The following is a 20,281-nucleotide window of genomic DNA, read 5'->3' on the forward strand; positions in this document are numbered from 1 at the left end:
ATTTATGACTCACACAGACTCAAGCAGCCAAACCCGTGATGCGCGTTGCAAGACGCTCAGGCAAGCCATTCGCCATGCCCGCAGGGCCATTCCCGAAGCCGAGCAGCATGTTGCCGCCCTCAAGGGTTGTGAGCAGTTTCTAACCTTGCTCGATGAACTGAGCGCCCAAGGTAGAGAAATCAAGACAGTCGCCCTCTACTTTAGCTGTGACGGCGAGCTGGACACGGCTCCCCTTATCGAAGCGCTATGGCAACGGGGAGTAACCACCTGTCTGCCGATCATTCATCCCTTTGCCCCGGGGCGTTTACTGTTTCTGCGCTATCAACTCGCCAGTCAACTGCACGCCAACCGCTTTGGTATCCCCGAGCCCAGACTGGATATCCGCAGTCTGGTGCCTTTGGCTGAGCTGGATCTCATCCTCACGCCATTGGTGGCCTTCGACGCCCAGGGCAACCGCATGGGCATGGGCGGCGGCTTCTACGACAGAACACTGGCGGCGGCGCAGCAAAGCGCCCGAACTGTGCCATTGCTGGCAGTCGGTTTTGCCCATACCCTGCAGTTGGTGGACTCCCTGCCCCTCGCCCCTTGGGATATCCCGCTGCCCTTTATCGTTACCCCGGACAAGCTGCATAGCTTCAACACTCTGACGGCTGAATCTTGACCCGAAAAAGTGGTATAACATCAGCCTGAGAAGTCGCGGAGTAAGCAAGTATGGCACGTCAGTATCGCAGCCTTGATAGACCAGACAGTGCCCAGCGGGCCAAGGTTAAGCAGCAGATGCAGCGGGAAACCTATCACAATATGCGCCGGCAACAGTCACAGCCCAAGGCGCTGCTCGGCGCCTTGCTGGGCGCCATTCTTGCTATGTGGCTGTTTCTATTTATGGCCGGCAGCAACAGCACTCTGGTTTGGCTGTATATGCTGCCGGCGGTGGCTGTGGGCCTGGGTGCCAGATGGCTGGGGAAGTGTTTCGAGTGGCAGCTTTTGCTGCCGGTTCCGCTGATTACACTACTGCTTTATAGCCTGGCACTCTGGTTGTTGCTGCGCTTTCATGCCTCTGATCTCCTGATAGTGCCGCTTTGCTGCGGTATCAGTCTTTACTGCGCCCGCCGTTCACTGAGCCCCATGGAGCAAAGCGCCCTGTGGCAGGCCAAGCTGGATCAACACTGAGACCTGGCTCCAGGCTTTTTATTGCTATTGCTGAAATATCTTGGTGAATTGGCGAATCCTCTTATGGCGTAGGCTTGAATCTCAGGGCAGGTTAGCACCAGACATTAGGCCGGCTGGCACTCTGCCCTGGCGGCTTCTATGCTGAAAGCCATATAGGCAGCTCATTATCATGCCGCCGAGTCGGCCTTGTCGTTTTTGGAATTCCACTCAAAGGAGAGAACAAGCGATGAAAAAGTCCATCCTGATCCCGGGTTGTTTGTCACTGGTGTTTGCCGCATCACAACTGGCCGCCGAAGAAGTCAGTATCTCATTACTGTCGGCCGATGGCCCAAGCCCCATAGGCAGCATCAGTCTCAGTGATTCCGCCTACGGCCTGGTGTTAACCCCCAACCTCAAGCAACTCACGCCCGGCGTTCACGGCTTCCATGTGCATCAAAATGGCAGTTGTGACACCAGCAGTAAAGACGGTAAGACGGTATTGGGCGGCGCGGCCGGAGGTCACTTCGACCCTGATGGCAGCGGCAAGCACGGTTACCCCTGGACAAATGACAATCACAAGGGTGATCTGCCGGCGCTCTATGTCGATGCTGATGGCATGGCTTCCACACCTGTGCTGGCACCAAGGTTGAAACTGGCCGACGTCAAAGGTAAGGCACTGATGATCCACATGGGAGGCGATAACCATTCAGATCACCCGGCGCCACTGGGCGGCGGTGGCGCCCGCATGGCCTGTGGCGTGATTAACTGAGCCGCACCAAACACAAAAAACGCGGCTCAAGTGCCGCGTTTTTTAATTCAATTCAAGCCAATGTCTTTTTAGCTTTGATCTTTTGTTGGCTTGGCACGTTTAGTGGCTTTCGCTCTTGCCTCTCAAACGCTCCACCATACTCATCAAGGCCACCGCGATGGCACCGGCCACAATGCCGAACAGGGCGTTGAGCAAGGTAGGTGTCAGCGCTGCCAACACAGGGCCGGCCACAGCCAGAGAGCTTACCCAGTTGGCGGCATGGGTTATCTGCTCACTGACCCAATGCAGGCCATGGGTGAGAATGCCGCCACCTACCATAAACATGGCGGCGGTGCCTACTATGGTAAGCAGCTTCATCAGCTTGGGGGCAGCGCTGACCAGCATAAGCCCAATACGCCTGAGGTTGTGGGCCCAAAAACCCTCGCCTCTGCGTCTTGAGAGATACAGCCCGGCGTCATCCAGCTTAACGATACCGGCCACCAAGCCGTAGACCCCGATAGTCATTACCACTGCAATGATAGACAGAGTGGCCAACTGGGTCATAAAGGCTTTTTCCGCCACAATCCCCAAGGTGATGGCGATGATCTCTGCCGATAACACGAAGTCGGTACGTATCGCGCCTTTGACTTTCTGCGCTTCCCAGGCGCGAATATCCTCGACCTCTTTCATGGCGGCCTCGGCGGCGGCTTCATCGTCTGTTTCGGCAGAAGCCTTGCTGTGACTGGCCTTGTGCCAGAGTTTTTCAAAGCCTTCAAAGCAGAGAAACAAGCCACCGAACATCAACAGAGGTGTAACTGCCCAGGGAATAAAGGCGCTGATCAGCAGAGCTGCCGGCACCAAAATAAGTTTGTTGCGAAAAGAGCCCTTGGCAACGGCCCATACCACGGGCAGCTCCCGCTCGGCGCTGATCCCTGTTACCTGCTGCGCATTCAGCGCCAGATCGTCCCCCAATACCCCGGCGGTTTTCTTGGCGGCAACCTTACTCATTACCGCCACATCATCCAGGATGGTGGCAATATCATCCAATAGAGTCAGTAGACTCGCTCCAGCCATTTAAATCTCCTTAAACCAGGTCAATTTTGCGCTCTAAATAGGTTCGGTATGCGACATATTCAAGCGGCAACTGTGCACTTTTTCAGCGCAGTACTGCCACATCAGCCTGGCCGTTCCCCCCTGGCCGTATAGTAGCGCAGGGGCGCAGGCGGGCGCAGTAAAAAGTTCTTAACTTATGTTGCACTTCAAGAACTATTCTTCCGGACAAGATTGAGCGGCACTTTTCACTACAACTCGGAGTATACTAGGGCAAGTTCAAGTAAATTTGTCAGAATCAACAGGATGGCATTATGACCCAAGATGAAATGAAGAAAGCGGCCGGTTGGGCAGCGCTGGAATATGTCGAGAAAGACAGCATAGTTGGCGTGGGCACCGGCTCTACCGTCAACCACTTTATCGATGCTCTGGCTACGATAAAGGCCGATATTGAAGGCGCGGTTTCCAGCTCTGAAGCCTCCACCGCCAAACTCAAACAGTTGGGGATCCCTGTGTTTGATCTCAATTCGGTAGACAAGCTGTCTGTGTATGTCGATGGCGCCGATGAAATCAACGGCCACATGGACATGATCAAGGGTGGCGGCGCCGCACTGACCCGGGAAAAGATAGTTGCGGCCGTGGCCGACAAGTTTATCTGTATCGTTGATAATACCAAGCAAGTCGATGTGCTGGGCAACTTCCCGCTACCGGTGGAAGTGATCCCCATGGCCCGCTCCTACGTGGCCCGTGAGCTGGTGAAACTGGGTGGCGATCCTGTCTATCGTGAAGGTGTGGTAACAGATAACGGCAACGTCATTCTGGATGTCTACAACCTGAAGATACTGAACCCCAAAGAGCTGGAAGTGCAGATTAATGCCATAGTGGGCGTAGTGACCAATGGTCTGTTCGCCAACCGTGGTGCCGATGTGCTCCTGGTGGGCACCCCTGAAGGGGTTAAAACCATCAAGTAGGCCTTAATCTTAAATGCCAAAAGCCGCCAGCAGGCGGCTTTTTTGTGGAAAATTGAGCGGATTGCAGAGCAAGAGCAGTCGGCTCAAGAGTAAAAAATGGCCAACCAGACGCTAGTTTGATCCTCGGCGGTCCAGCTGACTCTGTGGCGTACATGAGCGGGAATATTGAGCCAGTCCCCCGGGTTCAGGCTCACTTCTGAACCATCTTCATATTGCAGCCGGGCGGCGCCCTGCAGCAGCAATACCCATTCATGCTGCGCTTGATCGTACCATTGCCCTTCGGGTGTCACCTGACCGTGGGACAGAATGCGCTCAATTTTAAGATCCGGCGTAGCCAAAAGCGCGTCAAACTGCTCGGCATCAAGCTGCTTGGGTAAGTTGGCAAACAGATTGTTCATCTTGCTCTCCTGCGATATATGACCCGTTACTCGACCTATCCCTATCTTAAGTTTTACAAGGGCTCCAGCTGCTCGACCAGCAATTGCAGGTTACTGTTGCCGCGAAACTCGTTCACATCCAGCTTATACAGCAGACGCACATGATTGATGCTGGCATCAGGCCAGGTCTTGAGATCCACATTAAAGGCGATGGCATCGGCCATGATCCGGCCGCACTCAGTCTCCAGCACCAGTTTAAGGTGTTTCTCTGCTACCAGTCTCTGCTGCAGAATTCTGAAATGGCCATCAAATAACGGCTCGGGGAAAGCCTGGCCCCAGGGACCGGCATCTCTAAGCAGCTGCGCCGTATCCAGGCTAAAGCATTCAAGCGGCAATTCACCGTCGGAGAACAGCTCGCCATTGAGATCTTCCAGGGTCAGCAGCTCACGGACACAGGTGTCAAAGGCCTCGGCAAACTGCTCGAAGGCATCCTTACGCAAAGAGAGCCCGGCGGCCATGGCATGACCACCGAACTTGAGGATCATCCCCGGATGACGGGCATTGATAAGCTCCAGCAAATCGCGCATATGCAGCCCCTTGATGGAGCGGGCCGAGCCCTTGATTTCAGTGTCGCTGGCTTCGGCAAAGGCGATTACCGGGCGGTGGAACCTGTCTTTGATCCGGGAAGCCAGAATACCTATCACCCCCTGATGCCAGTCCGGCTGATACAGGGCTATGCCCCAGGGCTGTTCACTCTCTTTGAGCTGCAGCGCCTCCAGGCTCTTCATCGCTTCTTGCTGCATGCCGGTTTCCAGCTCACGGCGCTCGGCGTTGAGGCCATCAAGCTCGGCCGCCATCCTTCTTGCCTTGAGCATGTCATCACACAAGAGAGTTTCAACCCCGAGCGCCATTTCATCCAGCCTTCCGGCGGCGTTGAGTCTGGGGCCAACCGCAAAGCCGAAATCGGCGGCCACCAAACGCGCCGGATTGCGGCGGGCCACCTCCAGCAAGGCGGTGATCCCCGGGCGACAGGCGCCGTTTCGCACCCGCTTGATACCGGCATCCACCAAAATACGGTTGTTGGCATCGAGCGACACCACATCGGCCACTGTGCCCAGGGCCACCAAGTCCAGTAATACCCCCAGATTGGGCTCGGCCAGCGAGTGTTTGGCGAACCAGTGACGTTTTCTCAGCTCAGCCCGCAGCGCCAACATCAGATAGAAAGCCACCCCGACCCCGGCAATCGACTTGGAAGCAAAGCTGCAACCGGGTTGATTGGGGTTAATGATGGCATCTGCCTCTGGTAATTCATTGCCCGGCAAATGGTGATCTGTAATAACAACCGTCATCCCCAGCGCCTTGGCGGCCCTGACGCCTTCGATGGATGAGATACCGTTATCGACAGTGATCAGTAGCTCGGCGCCCTTGCTGTGCGCCACCGCCACTATTTCAGGGCTGAGGCCATAGCCATAATCGAAGCGATTGGGGATCAGATAATCACAGTTTTCCATTCCCATCATTCTGAGCGCCAACAGACACACACTGGTAGAAGTGGCACCATCGGCATCGAAATCACCCATGATCAGAATGCGGCGATTGGCGGCGATGGCATCGGCCACCAACTCGGCACCTTGCTGCAAGCCCAACATGGTATCCGGCCTGAGCAGACGCTTGAGCACCAGTTCGCACTCGGGAGCCTGAACGCCGCGACTGGCGTAAATCTGTTTTAACAGCGGATGCAGATTAGCGGGTAAATGGCTGTCGTCCACCCTGGGACGACGGACGATTTTGTGGATCACTATGGGCTATTCTTGAAAATGGCTTTGCCGGGCAAGATAACAAAAAGGCGAGTGGGTTGCTCGCCTTTTTGAGTGAGATTTTTCGATTGAGCGCTGCCGCTATTGAGATTAAAGGCTACGACTCTCAAGGTTGTTCAACAGATCTTTCGGTGGCTGATAACCCGGGATCAGGCTGCCATCTTCGAGGATCAACGCAGGAGTGCCATTGATACCAAAACTCATCCCCAGTTGATACTGCCCCGGGATATTGGCATCACACTTGGCCATCTTGATACTCTTGCCGGCCTTGGCGTCATCCATGGCCTTGTGAGGGTCTTTGGCACACCAAACTGCTTCCATCTCTTCGGCGTTGGGTGAAGGCACGCCCTGACGTGGATAGGCCAGATAGCGCACTGTTATCCCAAGGTCGTTGTATTCCTGCATCTGGTTATGGAGCTTACGGCAATAACCACAGGTGATATCGGTAAAAACAGTCACCACATGCTTTTCGTTCTTGGCCTTGTAGACCAGCATCTTGTCTTCGAAGGACTTGAGCATCTCGAGTCTTGGACCAGCAAGCGCCGCCTCGGTGAGGTTTTTCATCCCTTGATTCAGATCATAGAGGTTGCCATGCAGCAGCTTGGAACCATCTTTACTGACATAGAGCACGCCGCGATTGGTGATTGCCTGATACAGGCCTGGGATAGGTGAATCTGCCATAGAGATCACTTCAATACCCAAGGTGTCACTGAGCTTTTGCTTCAGCTGATCACCCGGTTCGGAAGCCGCAGAGGCAACACCGACAAAGGGTGTAACCGCCAGCGCCAGACACAGAGAGAATGCACGGGTTAACTTCATTGGAAATCCTATCTTATTTGGGCCTGATTGGTTTTTTATCGTCTCTCATCAGACCGGGCCAGAGGCTGAAAAGTTACAGGCTGTTGTCAGTGAAAGCAACTAATTGCGTGCCAGATCACCGAATTCAGCCTCTTGGATGATGCTGCTGATGCAGCGATTGCAACCTGGCATTGGCCACATGGGTATAAATTTGGGTGGTGGACAGCGAGCTGTGGCCCAACAGTAACTGCACTACCCGCAAGTCAGCACCATGGTTGAGCAAATGAGTGGCAAAGGCGTGTCTCAAAGTATGGGGCGACAGCTCTGTGCTGATACCGGCCCGCAACGCATAAAGCTTGATCCTGTGCCAGAAGGTCTGCCGGGTCATCATCTGGGCCCGCTTGGAAGGAAACACCACATCACTCTGTTTACCGCCGAGCAGCTCGGCGCGCGCCAGCTTGAGGAAAGACTCGATTTCGCTGACGGCGACCTCGCCCATGGGCACCAAGCGCTCCTTGCCACCTTTACCCGTGATCCGTACCAGGCCCTGACGCAGACTCATCTGCTCCAGCGTCAATCCCACCAGTTCACTGACCCTGAGTCCGGTGGCGTATAACAGCTCAAGCATCGCCTTGTCTCTGGCTTCGACCGGGTCTTCCCGTATGGGCTCAGCCAGCAAGGCATCCACCTCGGCCTCGCTGAGACTACCGGGCAATTTGCGCTTGAGCTTGGTGGACGCGATACGCGCCATGGGATCTTCCGCTATCAGTTGCCGACGCAGCAAAAAACCATAAAAGCGCCGCAAGCTACTCTTTAACCTGGCGCTGCTGCTTTCGGCTCCCCCTTTATCGACACGAAAACCGAGATAATCCTGCACCGCTTCGCGCCCGGCAGAGTTGAGCGTCAGCCCTCTTCCCTGCAGATACTGATCAAAATGGCGCAGATCATTGCGATAAGCCGCCAATGTGTTGTCGCTCAGGCCCTTACTGGACCAAAGGTCATCGAGAAAACCTTCAATCAAGGGGTCCTGAACATAAGCGGATGAAGAAGTCGCGGCCACAAACAATACTCCAATAAAAAACGGCGTCATCAAGGATAACGCCGTCTCGAAATGGACTCCAGTTACTCAGACAGCCTGTGCCGCCTTGGGGCTGACAAACAAACAGATAATCATCACTGTCAGGGTGGGTGGCAGCCAGGCCATGCCCTCTTCGTAGAGTGGCAACGCCGACATCACAGGGGCCAGGCTTTCAACCCCGGAAACAAATGCCAGCAGCAAACTGTTGGGCTCGGCCACTTGGGTCAGCGGCTTGAGTGAAGCCACTGTCACCTTAAGGGCATCAAAAATCCCGAAGAACAAGGCCACCGACAGCGCCAATCTATGGGCAAATTTCGGATTGCGGAAATAAGGCGTCAGGAAGGTCACCAACACCAAAGCGATAGCCACAGGGTAGATGGTCATCAGCACAGGAATACTGATAGCCAGCAGTTGGGTCAGGCCTACGTTGGCCACCACGGCACAGATCACGCTGAACAGCACCACCAGGAAGCGATAAGTGGCGCCCGGGATCAACTCCTGGAAGAAGTCAGAGCAGGCACTCACCAGCCCCACAGCCGTGGTCAAACAGGCCAGAGTCACCACAGTGGACAGCAGGATAATGCCCATATCACCGAATTCGTGAGTCACATAGTTGGTGAGGATTTGACCACCGCTCTCGGCGCCCTTGGCCATATCACCTGCGGTTGCACCGAGGAAGAACAGCGACACATACACAAATGCCAGACCGGCGGCGGCTACCAGCGCAGCGCGCACCAGATAGCGGGTCTGCAAGCCAGGCTCAGACACGCCCTTGTTGCGCAAAATATCGATAATCAGCATACCGAACATCAAGGATGCCAGGGTATCCATGGTGTTGTAGCCTTCGATAATGCCTTTGGTCAGTGGGTGCTTGATATAGTCACCACTGGCTGCCGGTACTTCGCTGCCGGGCAGCAAGATAACGGACACTGCCAGCCCCATCAGCAGCAGAATCAGCACTGGGGTCAATACCTTGCCTATGCTATCCATCAGTTTGCCGGGAAACAGTGCCAGCAGCATGGTCACCAAAAAGAATCCCAGAGTGTAGAGCAACTGAGGCTTGTTCAGCTCAAGCCCGAGAATGTTCACTACCGATGCAGGGTCTTGAATAAAAGGCAGCGCGCCAATCTCATAGGCTACCAGACCGGTACGAGGCGCCGCGAAGGCTGGGCCAATAATGATATAGATAGCGACTGCCAGAGCGGTCGCGGCAAAGGCCGGCAACAGCTTCATCACCTTGCCCTGCGCCTTGGCCACAGCTATCAAACCGGCCAGCGGCAAACCCACGGCGGTAATCAAAAAGCCAATCATGGCCATTGGCATGTTTTCGCCGGCCAACTGCCCGGCAAAAGGAGGAAAAATCAGGTTGCCCGCCCCCAGGAAAAACGCAAAGGTCATGAATCCCAGGCCCAGGGTGTCACCAAGTGTCAATTGAGTCTTGTGCACTGTATGCCCCATCTTGTTATGTTTTTCTAATAAACTTAAGTGATTGCAACATTTTTAGCTATAGCTGAAATAATAGCCGTCGCGCTCGCCCTACTCGAGTGTAAAGCCTTTATTACAGATATCCGTGGTAAATTTGGCCTATTCTTGGCGAGTTTATGAACAAATGGCAGGGGGTTTTCGCTGCTTTGCTTATCCTAAAACTGTTTTACCTTGATCTAATTCGCAGAATGCCGCGAATTAAGGGGGAACACTAATACCAGACCCTCTTAAAGTGCGCAATAAGCCAACCAAACAGCAGCCTAAAAACACAACAGATGCAAAACTCAGGATGAGAAAAAGTTGTTCAAGGTCACACCCAGCCCCAATTGAGGCAACAGGCATAGCATTTTGCAAACATTTGTCGACTCCCCAACGCCCTTGCTGGTACGACCTTTAACACTTGTCCAGCATCACCAGCCTAAAGTTAGCAGCATCCCCTGCCAAAGTATGAACCAGACCGAAACAAAACGGCGCCAAAGCCTTGGCGAATGATGACTCTTTCGGGATAAAATCCCCGCCAAGCATTCTGCTTGGGAGGTTGAGCACTCAATGGCATTCAGTTTCAAGGCATTTCATATCGAAGATTACGGTTGCGGTATGCCGGTCAGTACAGATGGGGTGCTCTTGGGCGCTTGGGCGCCATTGACCGGGGCCAAGCGGGTGCTGGACATAGGGGCCGGCAGCGGCTTACTGAGTCTGATGGCGGCGCAGCGCAGTGAGGCAGAGATACTGGCGGTTGAGCTCGACAGCAGCGCGGCCCATGCAAGCCGTGCCAACTTCAAGGCTTCGCCCTGGGCGAGCCGACTCGCTTTGTATCAAGGCTCAATTCAGGCCTATTGCGATGAGCATGCCTTGGCAGACTCAGCGCTGTTCGACCATATACTTTGCAACCCACCCTATTTCGAAACCGGCCCACGCTCGGATGACCCCAAACGAGCCATAGCGAGACACACAGAGCATCTGAGCTTTGACGAGCTGTGTGTGGCGATAAAGCAATTACTCAAGCCACAGGGACAGGCGAGCCTTATTCTGCCGGTTCAGAGCCTGGACAGATTTGCGTGCGCCGCAATAAAGGCAGGCTTGCGACTGGCCGCTCGGGTCAGTGTCAGCAGCACGCCTCAAAAGCCCAGTAACCGAGAGTTACTGCTGCTTGAACATGCCAAGGAAGGCGAAGCGGTTGCCTCGCAGGAAGCCCATTCTTGCCTCTATATAAGAGAAGCAGACGGCCGCTATTCGGAGGCCATGGCGCAACTGACCCGGGATTTTTACCTGAAACTCTAAGCCGTTGCCGGTTGCAAGGGACTTATTCTCAGCTTCCCAAGCGACAAGCTGTGCACGGCACCCCAGACAAGGTATACTCCCGCGCATTATTGTTTGAGATGCTCCCCATGCTATTTGAAGATTTCGATCTGGACCACAGGCTTTTGGATTCACTGAAAGCCATGGGCCACAAGACCCCGACCAGTATTCAGCAATTGGCTCTGCCTTTGGCGCTGGAGCAGCGGGATATTCTTGCCCATGCCCCAACCGGCACAGGTAAGACCGCCAGTTTCCTGCTGCCGGCACTGCAACATCTGATTGACTTCCCCCGCCGTCGTCCAGGCCAGGCCAGAGTACTGGTGTTGACCCCGACCCGCGAGCTGGCCAGTCAGGTTCACAGATATGCCTGCCATCTGGCGACTGGTCTTGGGCTGGAGATTGGCATAATCACAGGCGGTGTCCCTTACGCCCCACAGGAAGAAATCCTGGCCGGTAACCTGGATATTCTGGTGGCTACCCCGGGCCGCCTGCTCGAATATCTTGAGAAGCGCAAGTTTGAAGCCACCGAAGTGGAACTGCTTATCATAGATGAAGCCGACCGCATGCTGGATATGGGCTTCTCTCAGGTAGTGCAGACCATAGCCATAGAAGCGCAGGGACGTAAGCAGAACATGCTGTTCTCCGCCACACTGGAAGGTGGCGGCGTGCGCCGTTTTGCCACTGAGTTGCTCAACGATCCTGTGTTGGTGGAGGCCGAACCGCCACGCAGCGAAAAAGCCAAGATCCATCAATGGATCCACCTGGCCGACAACAAGGAGCACAAGTTCGCTCTCTTGTGTCACCTGCTTAATCAGGAAGAAACCAAGCGCGCCATCGTCTTTTGCAAGACCCGCGAAGTGGTCAGCAGCCTCGAAGGTTTGTTGCTGCAGGCCGGGATCCCGGCCGCCTTTATGCGCGGCGATATGGAGCAGAAGAAGCGTTTCCAGGCTCTGGGTCGTTTCACCAAGGGGGAAGTCAAGGTGCTGTTGGCTACCGATGTCGCCGCCCGCGGCATAGATATCGAAGGCATCACCCATGTGATTAACTATGATATGCCCCGCTCTGCCGATGCCTATGTGCACAGAATAGGCCGCACCGGCCGCGCCGGCGCCAAGGGCACAGCCATCTCTCTGGTGGAAGCCCATGATATGCGGATCCTCAGCAAAGTTGAGCGCTATATCGAGCAGAAGCTGAAACGGCGAGTCATCGAAGAGTTGCGCCCCAAGCACAAAGAAGCCAAGGTACCGACCAAGAAAAAGGTCAAAGCCAAGGATGCCAGTGCCAAAAACAGCAAGAAAAAGAAGAAGAAAAAATAAGCTTCGACTTAATTTCTCGTTTAAAAAGGACCTTTGGGTCCTTTTTTTGTTACCGGCCTCACAGCCCTCCCGCCGCCGACAGCTTTTGACACATTTTATTTACAAAAACACATTTATTGGCCGCTGCTTGTCTGGTAATTTAAGCTCAGATTAAGCCTCCAGCATGGATATGCAGAAGAATATGAAGACATTTTTCCGAAGAATAGCGCCGCTGCTCATCATAGTGGTCGCCGTACTCGGCGCCAAACTCCTGATGATGACCAAGCAGGAGCCGGAGCAAAAAGCGGAAGAGATCCCGCTGCCTGTGGTCGACGTGACTCAGGTCGAACAACAGACAATGTCACTCAACCTGCCCTCTTACGGCACTGTGACTCCCAAGTACAAGACTCAGCTGGTCAGTGAAGTTCAGGGCCGTATCCTCAGCATAGCCCCGGCCTTTGTGGCCGGTGGCGTGGTGCATCAAGGCGATGAACTGGCGGTGATAGAACCTTCTGACTATGAGGCCGACCTGATGCAGGCTCAGGCCACTCTGGCCCAGGCCAAGGCAGCATTGGATGAAGAAATCGCTCGCGGCGAAGTCGCCAAGATAGAATTCAGCGGTTATGACAACGGTATGCCACCCGAGCTTGGCTTGCGGGTTCCTCAGTTGAAGAAAGAGCAAGCCAACGTCAAGTATGCCGAAGCGGCACTCGCCAGAGCCAAGCGCAACCTGGAACGCACCGTTATCCGGGCACCTTTCGATGCCATAGTGCGCGCCCGCAGTGTCGATTTGGGACAGTACGTTTCCATAGGCACCAATCTGGGTGAGCTGTACGACACGGCTGTAGCCGAAGTGCGCCTGCCGCTGGCCAACAAAGACCTGGCCTATCTGGAGTCGGTGGACAACCCTGAGACTCAGGTAACCCTGAGCGCCGCCCTGGCGGGTAAAACCGTGACCTGGACCGGCAAGGTAGTGCGCAGTGAAGGGGTGATAGATCCGGATAACCGCATGGTCTATCTGGTGGCCGAAGTGCAGGATCCTTATCTGCGAAAGCAGAAACAGACCGGCCAACTGCCGCTGAAATATGGCAGCTTTGTCAACGCCGTGATCAAGGGCCGCACCGTCGATGGCTTGGTGAAACTGCCAAGGTATATGGTGCGTAATCAGCATGTGGCCGTGGTAGACAAGGACAACAAGATAGAAATGCGTCACGTCAACGTGGTACGCACAGATCTTGAGTATGTCTACATCAAAGACAGCCTCAAGGATGGCGAGCGAATCTCCAAGACCAATCTCAACAATATGACCAATGGTCAGTTGGTGCGGGTTGCCAACAGCAAAGATAAAGACGCTTCCCACAGCGAAGAGGATGAAACTCAGGAACAGCGTCTGGCTGCGGCGGGTGAACTCTGATGGAGCAGGAAAAAGGAATCATTGCCTGGTTCGCTCGCAACAATGTTGCCGCCAACCTCTTGATGTGGATCCTGCTTATCGGCGGGATCTTCAGCGCCTTTCTGATCAATAAAGAGGTCTTTCCCAGCTTCGAACTCAACTATTTGCGGATCTCAGTCGCCTACCCAGGCGCGGCGCCGCAGGAGATTGAAGAAGGGATCACCATCAAGATTGAAGAGGCGATTCAGGACATCAGCGGCATCAAGAAGGTTACCTCGGTTGCCAGCGAAGGAGTGGGCTCTGTCACCATAGAGGTGGAAGACGGCTATGATGCCAAAGAGGTGCTGGATGAGGCCAAACTCAGGGTCGATGCCATTGCCACCTTCCCGGCCAATATCGAAAAGCCGGATATCTACCGGATCAAGCCGGAAAACAACGTTATTTGGGTGTCTGTCTATGGCGACATGACACTGCACGACATGAAAGAGCTGGCCAAGGAGATCCGTGATGAGATCACCAACCTGCCGGCGGTGACCCGTGCCGAAGTGACCGGGGTGCGCGACTATGAAATCGGTATCGAAGTCTCGGAAGATAAGCTCAGAGAGTACGGCCTCACCTTCACTCAGGTGGCGCAGGCAGTACAAAACACTTCGATAGATCTGCCCGGTGGCTCAATTCGGGCTCAGGACGGTGACATACTGCTGCGTACCAAGGGCCAGGCCTATACGGGAGATGACTTTGCCAACATAGTGGTCAGCACTCGCGCCGATGGCAGCCGGGTGATGCTGCCCATGGTGGCCGAGATCAAGGATGACTTTGAGGAGCGGCTCGAGTACACCCGCTTCGACGGCATGCCGGCGGCCATCATAGAGATCACCAGCATAGACGATCAAAACGCCCTGGCGATTGCCGATCAGGTCAAAGGTTTTATTGCCGAGCGTCAGGCCACTCTGCCCAGCGGCGCCAAGCTGGACTACTGGGGCGACCTGACCCACTATCTCAAGGGCCGCCTCAACATGATGCTGTCCAACATGTTGATGGGTGCCTTGCTGGTGTTCATTATCCTGGCGCTGTTCCTGGATCTGAAACTGGCCTTCTGGGTCATGCTGGGGCTGCCTGTGTGCTTCCTCGGTGCCATGGCACTGATGCCGATGGAACCTATAGGCATGTCTATCAACATGTTGACTCTGTTCGCCTTTATTTTGGTGCTGGGGATAGTGGTGGATGATGCGATAGTCATAGGCGAGAGTACCCATACAGAGGTTGAGCGTCACGGCCACTCGGTCAACAATGTGATCCGCGGTGCCAAGAAGGTCGCCATGCCCGCCACTTTCGGGGTGTTGACCACGATCGCGGCCTTTATCCCCATGTTGATGGTGCCAGGTCCCATGGGGATCATCTGGAAATCCATCGGCATAGTAGTAATCCTCTGCCTGGCCTTCTCGCTGGTGGAGTCCAAGTTCATTCTGCCGGCGCATCTGGCGCACATGAAGCCCAGCAAACCCAATCCCAACCCAGGGCCATTTGGCCGCTTCAAGCGCGCCTTCAACGAAAAAGTGCAGCATTTTATCCACCACAGTTACCGCAACTTTATGGAGCGGATGATCCCCCACAGATATACCCTGGTGGCGGGCTTTATCGGTGTGCTTATTCTGTCGGTCGCCATGGTCACCAGTGGCAAGGTGCGCTGGGTGCTCTTCCCGGATATTCCATCCGACTTTATCCAGGTCAATCTGGAAATGGATGAAGGCAGCTCAGAGCTCAACACCCTGGATGCAGTGCAGAAAATTGAAAATGCCCTCTACACCATGAACCAGCAGATGGAGTCCGAAATCGGCTACCCTGTGGTGAAGCACAGCTTTATCAATATGAGCAGCCGCACCTCAGCATTTATCTTTGCCGAGCTGACCAAGGGTGAAGACAGGGACGTGGACGGTGTGACCATAGCCGAGGCCTGGCGCAAACAGCTGCCGGACTTGGTGGCAGTGAAGAAACTCAATATCAATGCCAGCACCAATGATGCCGGCGGCGATATCTCTTTCCGCTTTACCTCCACCGATCTGGAACAATTGTCTGCGGCCGCCAAAGAACTGAAACAGAAGCTTGCCAGCTATGAAGGCGTTTATGATATTGCCGATAACTTCTCCTCCGGCAGCCATGAAATTCGCCTCAAGATTCGTCCCGAGGCCGAAGCGTTGGGGCTGACATTATCGGATCTGGCGCGCCAGGTGCGTTATGGCTTCTATGGCTATGAGGCGCAACGAATTTTGCGCAACAAAGAAGAGGTCAAGGTAATGGTGCGTTATCCGCTGGAGCAGCGCCGCACCATAGGCCATTTGGAGAACATGATGATCCGCACGCCAAACGGCATGGCGGTGCCCTTCTCTACCGTGGCCGAACTGGAGCTGGGGGAATCTTACTCTTCCATTACCCGGGTGGATGGTCGCAGGGCGATTACCGTGACCGCCAACGCCAACAAGGATAAAGTGGAGCCCTCCAAGGTGGTGCAGGAGATCCAGGAGAAGTTTATGCCCGAACTCGAGCGTAAATATCCCCATATTTCCGCCAGTCTCGATGGTGCCAGCCAGGATGAACAGGCCGCCATGGTCGGCTTGTTACAAGGCTTCTTCTTCGCGATATTTACCATTTATGCCTTGATGGCCATTCCGCTCAAGTCCTACAGCCAGCCGTTGATCATCATGTCGGTGATCCCCTTCGGTATGATAGGTGCGCTGTTCGGTCACTTTATTCTGGGGCTGTCCATGAGCATTCTCAGTCTCTGCGGCATAGTTGCTCTGGCCGGGGTAGTGGTGAATGATTCATTGATTTTGGTGGACTTCGTCAACCGCGCCCGTGAGCAGGGCCAGTCAGTGGTTAAGGCGGCCATAGATTCGGGGTGTTATCGTTTCCGGGCGATTATCCTCACCTCGCTGACCACTTTTGTCGGCCTGGTGCCCATCATAATGGAGCGCAGCCTGCAGGCACAGATAGTGATCCCCATGGCCACCTCTCTGGCATTCGGTATTCTGTTCTCCACCCTGGTGACCCTGATCCTGGTGCCCATGCTCTATATCATTCTCGATGATCTGAGCCACAAGAGCCGAGCGTTTTATCACTGGTGGTGGCGGCCGAAAGAGGCAGAGACCCAGTTAAACGAGTCGCAACACTGAGTAAGTGATTGAAGGGAGCCCAAAGGCTCCCTTCCCTTATCAGGCAACAAATTCAACTCTACCGCATCTCGTGTGGCTCCTAAGTGGGTGTTTTCTGATCCTGCTAGCATTTTTCACTGCGGCTCTTGGTTAGACTCCAAGTTATCTCCTGCATGCCTTATTGAGTCGTTATGAGCAGCAAAGCCCAAAGCCAACCCACACTCGTCTATGACATACGCAACAGCCGCTATCTGAATATCACCGGCCGCTGCACCCTGAGATGCCGCTTCTGTCCCAAGCATAACGGCAGCAAGAGCATTCATGAGTATCAGCTGGATCTCAAGGTTCGCCCCCGCGGCAGCGATATCATTCCGCTGCTCGGCGAGGTAACTAACTTCGATGAATATGTGTTCTGCGGCTATGGTGAACCGACGCTCAATCTCGAAACCTTGCTGGAAGTGGCCCGCGAAATAAAACGCCGCGGCGGTAAGGTCAGGGTCAATACCGATGGCTTGGGTAACCTGTTTCACAGGCGCAACATATTGCCTGAGCTGGCCGAGTGCGTCGATGCCCTGTCGGTCTCACTCAATGCCGACACTGAATCAGGCTACATTAAACACTGTCGCCCACGTCTGGCTGGTTCCTGGGATGCGGTCAACGCCTTTATTCGCGAAGCTCCCCGATACATCAAGCAGGTGCAGGTATCGGCACTCGATGGCCTGGAAGGGGTGGATATCGACGCCTGTCGCAAAATAGTGGAAGACGCCGGCTGTCAATTCAAGCACAGGATCCTGGGACAGCTGGGTTAGCAAAGAGACGGCACCAAGCAGATGGACCTGTAAACCCGCGCAGGCCCCATAGGGACGTGTTCGCTGCTTCACGGGCCACAGTGTTAACTGCCCGGTGAGCGGTCGGTAACTGCCGATGCCCACTGGGTTATTTCGTGTTAACATGAGCGCAATTTTCACTCTGGAGCCAGCACAGTTCCATGTTCAAAAAGAATACCGGACTCAAAGACACACCTCTGCTTATCTCGGCTCAGGGTATTCACTGGTCCCGGCAGCGCTTGCTGGCCGTTGCCAGTCAGCTGAGCATGCTGGTGATCACTGTGATACTCATTACCAATGTGTTGATCACCTTGGGCGAGCGACGTCTGCAGGAAGAGTGGGCGGTACAAAGATACAGCGAGCTGCAAACCGTTGGTGCCCTGCTGGCCGATAAAATCTCCTTCCAGCAGTTTCGCACCCAGATGTTTGCCAAGTCAGAATATCTGCGCCAGTACCTGGATAATCCGGGACACAAAGAATATCAACGGCTGATGACGAGCTGGGACAGCCTGAAGCGCAGCACCCCAGAACTGCTAGATCTGGCGCTGTTTGATGCCGACGGCAAGTTCCGTATCGCCACCAGCAATACCTTCGGCAGCATGTCCATGCCGCCGGCACTCCTGGGCAACAAGCGCAATCTGGGGGGGCAGGAAATCTATACCTCGGCATTGGAGTTTGCCCCGATTGACGGCCGCCTCGAGCCCTACATTTACCAGTTGGCCTGGCTGGAAAATCAGGATCAGAGCGTGCGCGGTTATCTGGTCACCTACAACTCCATGTTGCAGATGCTGCAAGCGATAAAGCCCGCCTTCTCCAGTAATGCCTCACCTCTGCTGCTGTTTGACAATCAGGGCCTGCTTTATGCCGGCGCTTCGGATCTGGACCCTTTGGCCAGGCTGCCTGAAACCATGGGCAGCAGCATAAGACAGAGCTATCCGGCACTGTGGAGCAAGATGGCCAGAAGTAACTTTGGTCAATTCCACGGAGAAGACGCCACCTTCGTCTATCTCAAGGTACAACTGGCTTCGCAAAACGATACCAAGCGCGAATATCTGCTGCTTTCCTATATCCGCAATCACGACATCGCCTCCCGTTTCTTTCAGTGGCGCAACATCCTTTTGGCCTGCGCCGCCATACTGACCATTCTGGCAACCGCGGTTATCCTGCTGACCCATATGTTCCGCCTCGAACAGCGCGCCAGACAAAACAGTATCGAGTTGGCCCGCGGCCTGTTCCGCTCCAACCTGGGTTGTGTGCTGGTCAACCCCAGCGGCCGTATCGTTAGCGCCAATGCCACTGCCGCCCGCACTCTGCAACTCGAGCAGGATGAGCTGCCGGATCGCAGTTTGCAACGGATCCTGCAGCTGGAAGACGAGCTTTATTCTTCGATGAAACAACAGTTGGCGGATGCCGGCGAGTGGCGCGGCGAAGTGCAGCTCGAATCCCTGGACAACGCCCAGCTCAGATTGCATATCCGCCGCTACAACGCCAGCAGTCAAACCTATTTGCTGATAACCTTTGAAGATATCGGCGAACTGAAACAAGCCCAGCAGGAAGCCTTCCTTAGCAAGCTATTGACCGGCAGCAATGTGGCCACCGCCCTGACCACGCCCTCGGGGCAGTTGCTCAAGGTCAATGAAGCCTTTGATAAGCTGATGCAACTCAACGGTGATCTCAGCCACAGCCTGGCGGCTTTGCTGGAAAACGATCTTGGCAACCAGTGGCAGAGAATTAGCCAGCTGGTGAGCATGCAAGGCCAGTGGCAAGGGCAAATACTCTGCACCCACAGCCACGGCAGTTGCCTGCAAGCCACGCTCAAGGGCTATCTGGATGAAGACGGCGAGATTGAATATCTGGTGTGCACCCTGGAGCAGGCAACCCCAAGAGGCAAGATTGAGGCCAGTGGCGATCTGGTGCCACACCGCAGCACCATCCTGGTGAACCTCAGGGATCTGGATCGCTACTTCAAGTCCATGTCCGAAGAGGAAAAACTGCAGGCCAGTCTGCTCCTGATGGACATCAGCCCCGAGGGCATGCTCAGCCATATGAGTGATATCGGCCAACTGGAGAACCGCCAACACGAGGTGGAGATGCAGCTGCTCAGGGATCTGCCCAACAGTTATCAGATGTCCCATTGGCAGTTGGGTAAGCTGATTATCATACTACCGGAAACCGATGCCAATCAGGCGCATCACTATGCGGTCAAGGCGCTGGCCAACTTGGGCGAAAACGGCTTGGCAGAAGGGATCAGCATAGGCATAGCCGCCTATCTGCCGGGCCAGAGTCTGGAGCAGTTCCTCGGCAATGCCGAAGTGGCGCTGAAACGAGCCAAGCAGACGGGTGAGCAGAATATCTGCCAGGCCTATACCCGCCAGCTCTGAGATGCAGCAGCCTTTGATACTGGAGTCAATCGGCGCTGTTTTTCATGGCGCGGGCCGTCGCATTCTACTTCAGTGACAGTTGATCTGGCTGGCCACGTCGGCTCTGCCGCTGACTTTGGGCTCTGTCTTGCTGGCCTTGATGTGTCTCTATGGCCAGGAACGATTTCCCTCAGCATCCATCAGCATGGCATCAGCTACCTCTACTTGCTGCGGACACTGGAGCTGAACTGGCAGGATATCAGCGAATTTCATCTGTTTAATACTCAGCGTAACCAGTTAATTGGTTACTACTCAGATAGTTACCTGGCAAGGCTGGCACAGCGCAGCCCGCTCAGGGCCAAAACCCGCAGGGTATTGCAATCTTTGCCCGCTAACTTTGAACGCCCGGCCGCCGAGGTATGCGAGCTGTTGGATCGGGCGCGCCTTCAGGCGCTGCAACGCTCAACAACCCAGTGCTAGCTAAA

At 54.8% G+C, this 20,281-nt stretch carries 17 protein-coding genes; 11 read left to right on the forward strand and 6 right to left on the reverse strand.

Annotated features, from left to right (window positions below; all coding sequences use genetic code 11):
* The first annotated feature begins 4 nt into the window (after positions 1-4).
* From ACWAU4_RS17555 to sodC, 3 genes are all read left to right on the forward strand, one after another.
* Entirely contained in the window at positions 5-661 is a 657-nt protein-coding gene (locus ACWAU4_RS17555; protein WP_208125050.1) for a 5-formyltetrahydrofolate cyclo-ligase, read from the forward strand.
* A 50-nt stretch (positions 662-711) separates the two neighbouring features.
* Positions 712-1,170: a hypothetical protein gene (locus ACWAU4_RS17560; RefSeq protein ID WP_117199907.1), complete on the forward strand. Its 459-nt coding sequence runs from the start codon at positions 712-714 to the stop codon at positions 1,168-1,170.
* Positions 1,171-1,396: 226 nt separating this feature from the next.
* On the forward strand, positions 1,397-1,918 hold the full coding sequence (sodC, locus tag ACWAU4_RS17565) for a superoxide dismutase family protein (RefSeq protein ID WP_025009001.1): 522 nt from the start codon (positions 1,397-1,399) through the stop codon (positions 1,916-1,918).
* 99 nt (positions 1,919-2,017) lie between these two features.
* On the opposite strand, the gene ACWAU4_RS17570 is transcribed toward sodC, so the two are convergent.
* Positions 2,018-2,971 carry a DUF808 domain-containing protein gene (locus tag ACWAU4_RS17570; RefSeq protein WP_109248931.1) on the reverse strand — a complete coding sequence of 318 codons (954 nt, stop codon included), beginning with the start codon at positions 2,969-2,971 and terminating at the stop codon, positions 2,018-2,020.
* Between the two features lie 290 nt (positions 2,972-3,261).
* Here ACWAU4_RS17570 and rpiA point away from each other — a divergent pair, with 290 nt between their 5' ends.
* Positions 3,262-3,918, forward strand: a complete 657-nt coding sequence (rpiA, locus tag ACWAU4_RS17575; RefSeq protein ID WP_025008999.1) for a ribose-5-phosphate isomerase RpiA — start codon at positions 3,262-3,264, stop codon at positions 3,916-3,918.
* A gap of 83 nt (positions 3,919-4,001) precedes the next feature.
* On the opposite strand, the gene ACWAU4_RS17580 is transcribed toward rpiA, so the two are convergent.
* From ACWAU4_RS17580 to brnQ, 5 genes are all read right to left on the reverse strand, one after another.
* Positions 4,002-4,316 (reverse strand): cupin domain-containing protein, encoded by a 315-nt coding sequence (locus ACWAU4_RS17580; protein WP_025008998.1) that lies wholly within the window; start codon positions 4,314-4,316, stop codon positions 4,002-4,004.
* A gap of 53 nt (positions 4,317-4,369) precedes the next feature.
* Entirely contained in the window at positions 4,370-6,094 is a 1,725-nt protein-coding gene (gene recJ / locus ACWAU4_RS17585) for a single-stranded-DNA-specific exonuclease RecJ (RefSeq protein ID WP_096140943.1), read from the reverse strand.
* Between the two features lie 108 nt (positions 6,095-6,202).
* Positions 6,203-6,931, reverse strand: a complete 729-nt coding sequence (gene dsbC / locus ACWAU4_RS17590) for a bifunctional protein-disulfide isomerase/oxidoreductase DsbC (protein ID WP_028779388.1) — start codon at positions 6,929-6,931, stop codon at positions 6,203-6,205.
* 124 nt (positions 6,932-7,055) lie between these two features.
* Entirely contained in the window at positions 7,056-8,000 is a 945-nt protein-coding gene (xerD, locus tag ACWAU4_RS17595; protein WP_107111169.1) for a site-specific tyrosine recombinase XerD, read from the reverse strand.
* Positions 8,001-8,036: 36 nt separating this feature from the next.
* Positions 8,037-9,446 (reverse strand): branched-chain amino acid transport system II carrier protein, encoded by a 1,410-nt coding sequence (brnQ, locus tag ACWAU4_RS17600; protein WP_044735101.1) that lies wholly within the window; start codon positions 9,444-9,446, stop codon positions 8,037-8,039.
* A 576-nt stretch (positions 9,447-10,022) separates the two neighbouring features.
* On the opposite strand from brnQ, the gene ACWAU4_RS17605 reads away from it, so the two are divergent.
* The 7 genes from ACWAU4_RS17605 (at position 10,023) to ACWAU4_RS17635 (ending at position 20,276) form a co-directional block, all read left to right on the forward strand.
* Positions 10,023-10,754 carry a tRNA1(Val) (adenine(37)-N6)-methyltransferase gene (locus ACWAU4_RS17605; protein WP_144225256.1) on the forward strand — a complete coding sequence of 244 codons (732 nt, stop codon included), beginning with the start codon at positions 10,023-10,025 and terminating at the stop codon, positions 10,752-10,754.
* 107 nt (positions 10,755-10,861) lie between these two features.
* Positions 10,862-12,088: an ATP-dependent RNA helicase SrmB gene (gene srmB / locus ACWAU4_RS17610; RefSeq protein ID WP_144227191.1), complete on the forward strand. Its 1,227-nt coding sequence runs from the start codon at positions 10,862-10,864 to the stop codon at positions 12,086-12,088.
* A gap of 181 nt (positions 12,089-12,269) precedes the next feature.
* Entirely contained in the window at positions 12,270-13,481 is a 1,212-nt protein-coding gene (locus ACWAU4_RS17615; RefSeq protein WP_025008995.1) for an efflux RND transporter periplasmic adaptor subunit, read from the forward strand.
* Entirely contained in the window at positions 13,481-16,630 is a 3,150-nt protein-coding gene (locus tag ACWAU4_RS17620) for an efflux RND transporter permease subunit (protein ID WP_208194484.1), read from the forward strand. The genes ACWAU4_RS17615 and ACWAU4_RS17620 overlap by 1 nt, the downstream gene beginning before the upstream one ends.
* Before the next feature lie 170 nt (positions 16,631-16,800).
* Positions 16,801-17,418, forward strand: a complete 618-nt coding sequence (locus ACWAU4_RS17625; RefSeq protein ID WP_045282991.1) for a TatD family nuclease-associated radical SAM protein — start codon at positions 16,801-16,803, stop codon at positions 17,416-17,418.
* A gap of 179 nt (positions 17,419-17,597) precedes the next feature.
* Positions 17,598-19,817, forward strand: a complete 2,220-nt coding sequence (locus tag ACWAU4_RS17630; protein WP_025008993.1) for a PAS domain-containing protein — start codon at positions 17,598-17,600, stop codon at positions 19,815-19,817.
* 141 nt (positions 19,818-19,958) lie between these two features.
* On the forward strand, positions 19,959-20,276 hold the full coding sequence (locus ACWAU4_RS17635; protein ID WP_144225254.1) for a hypothetical protein: 318 nt from the start codon (positions 19,959-19,961) through the stop codon (positions 20,274-20,276).
* The last annotated feature ends 5 nt before the right edge of the window (positions 20,277-20,281 follow it).

The organism is Shewanella sp. FeAMO, from assembly GCF_053653955.1.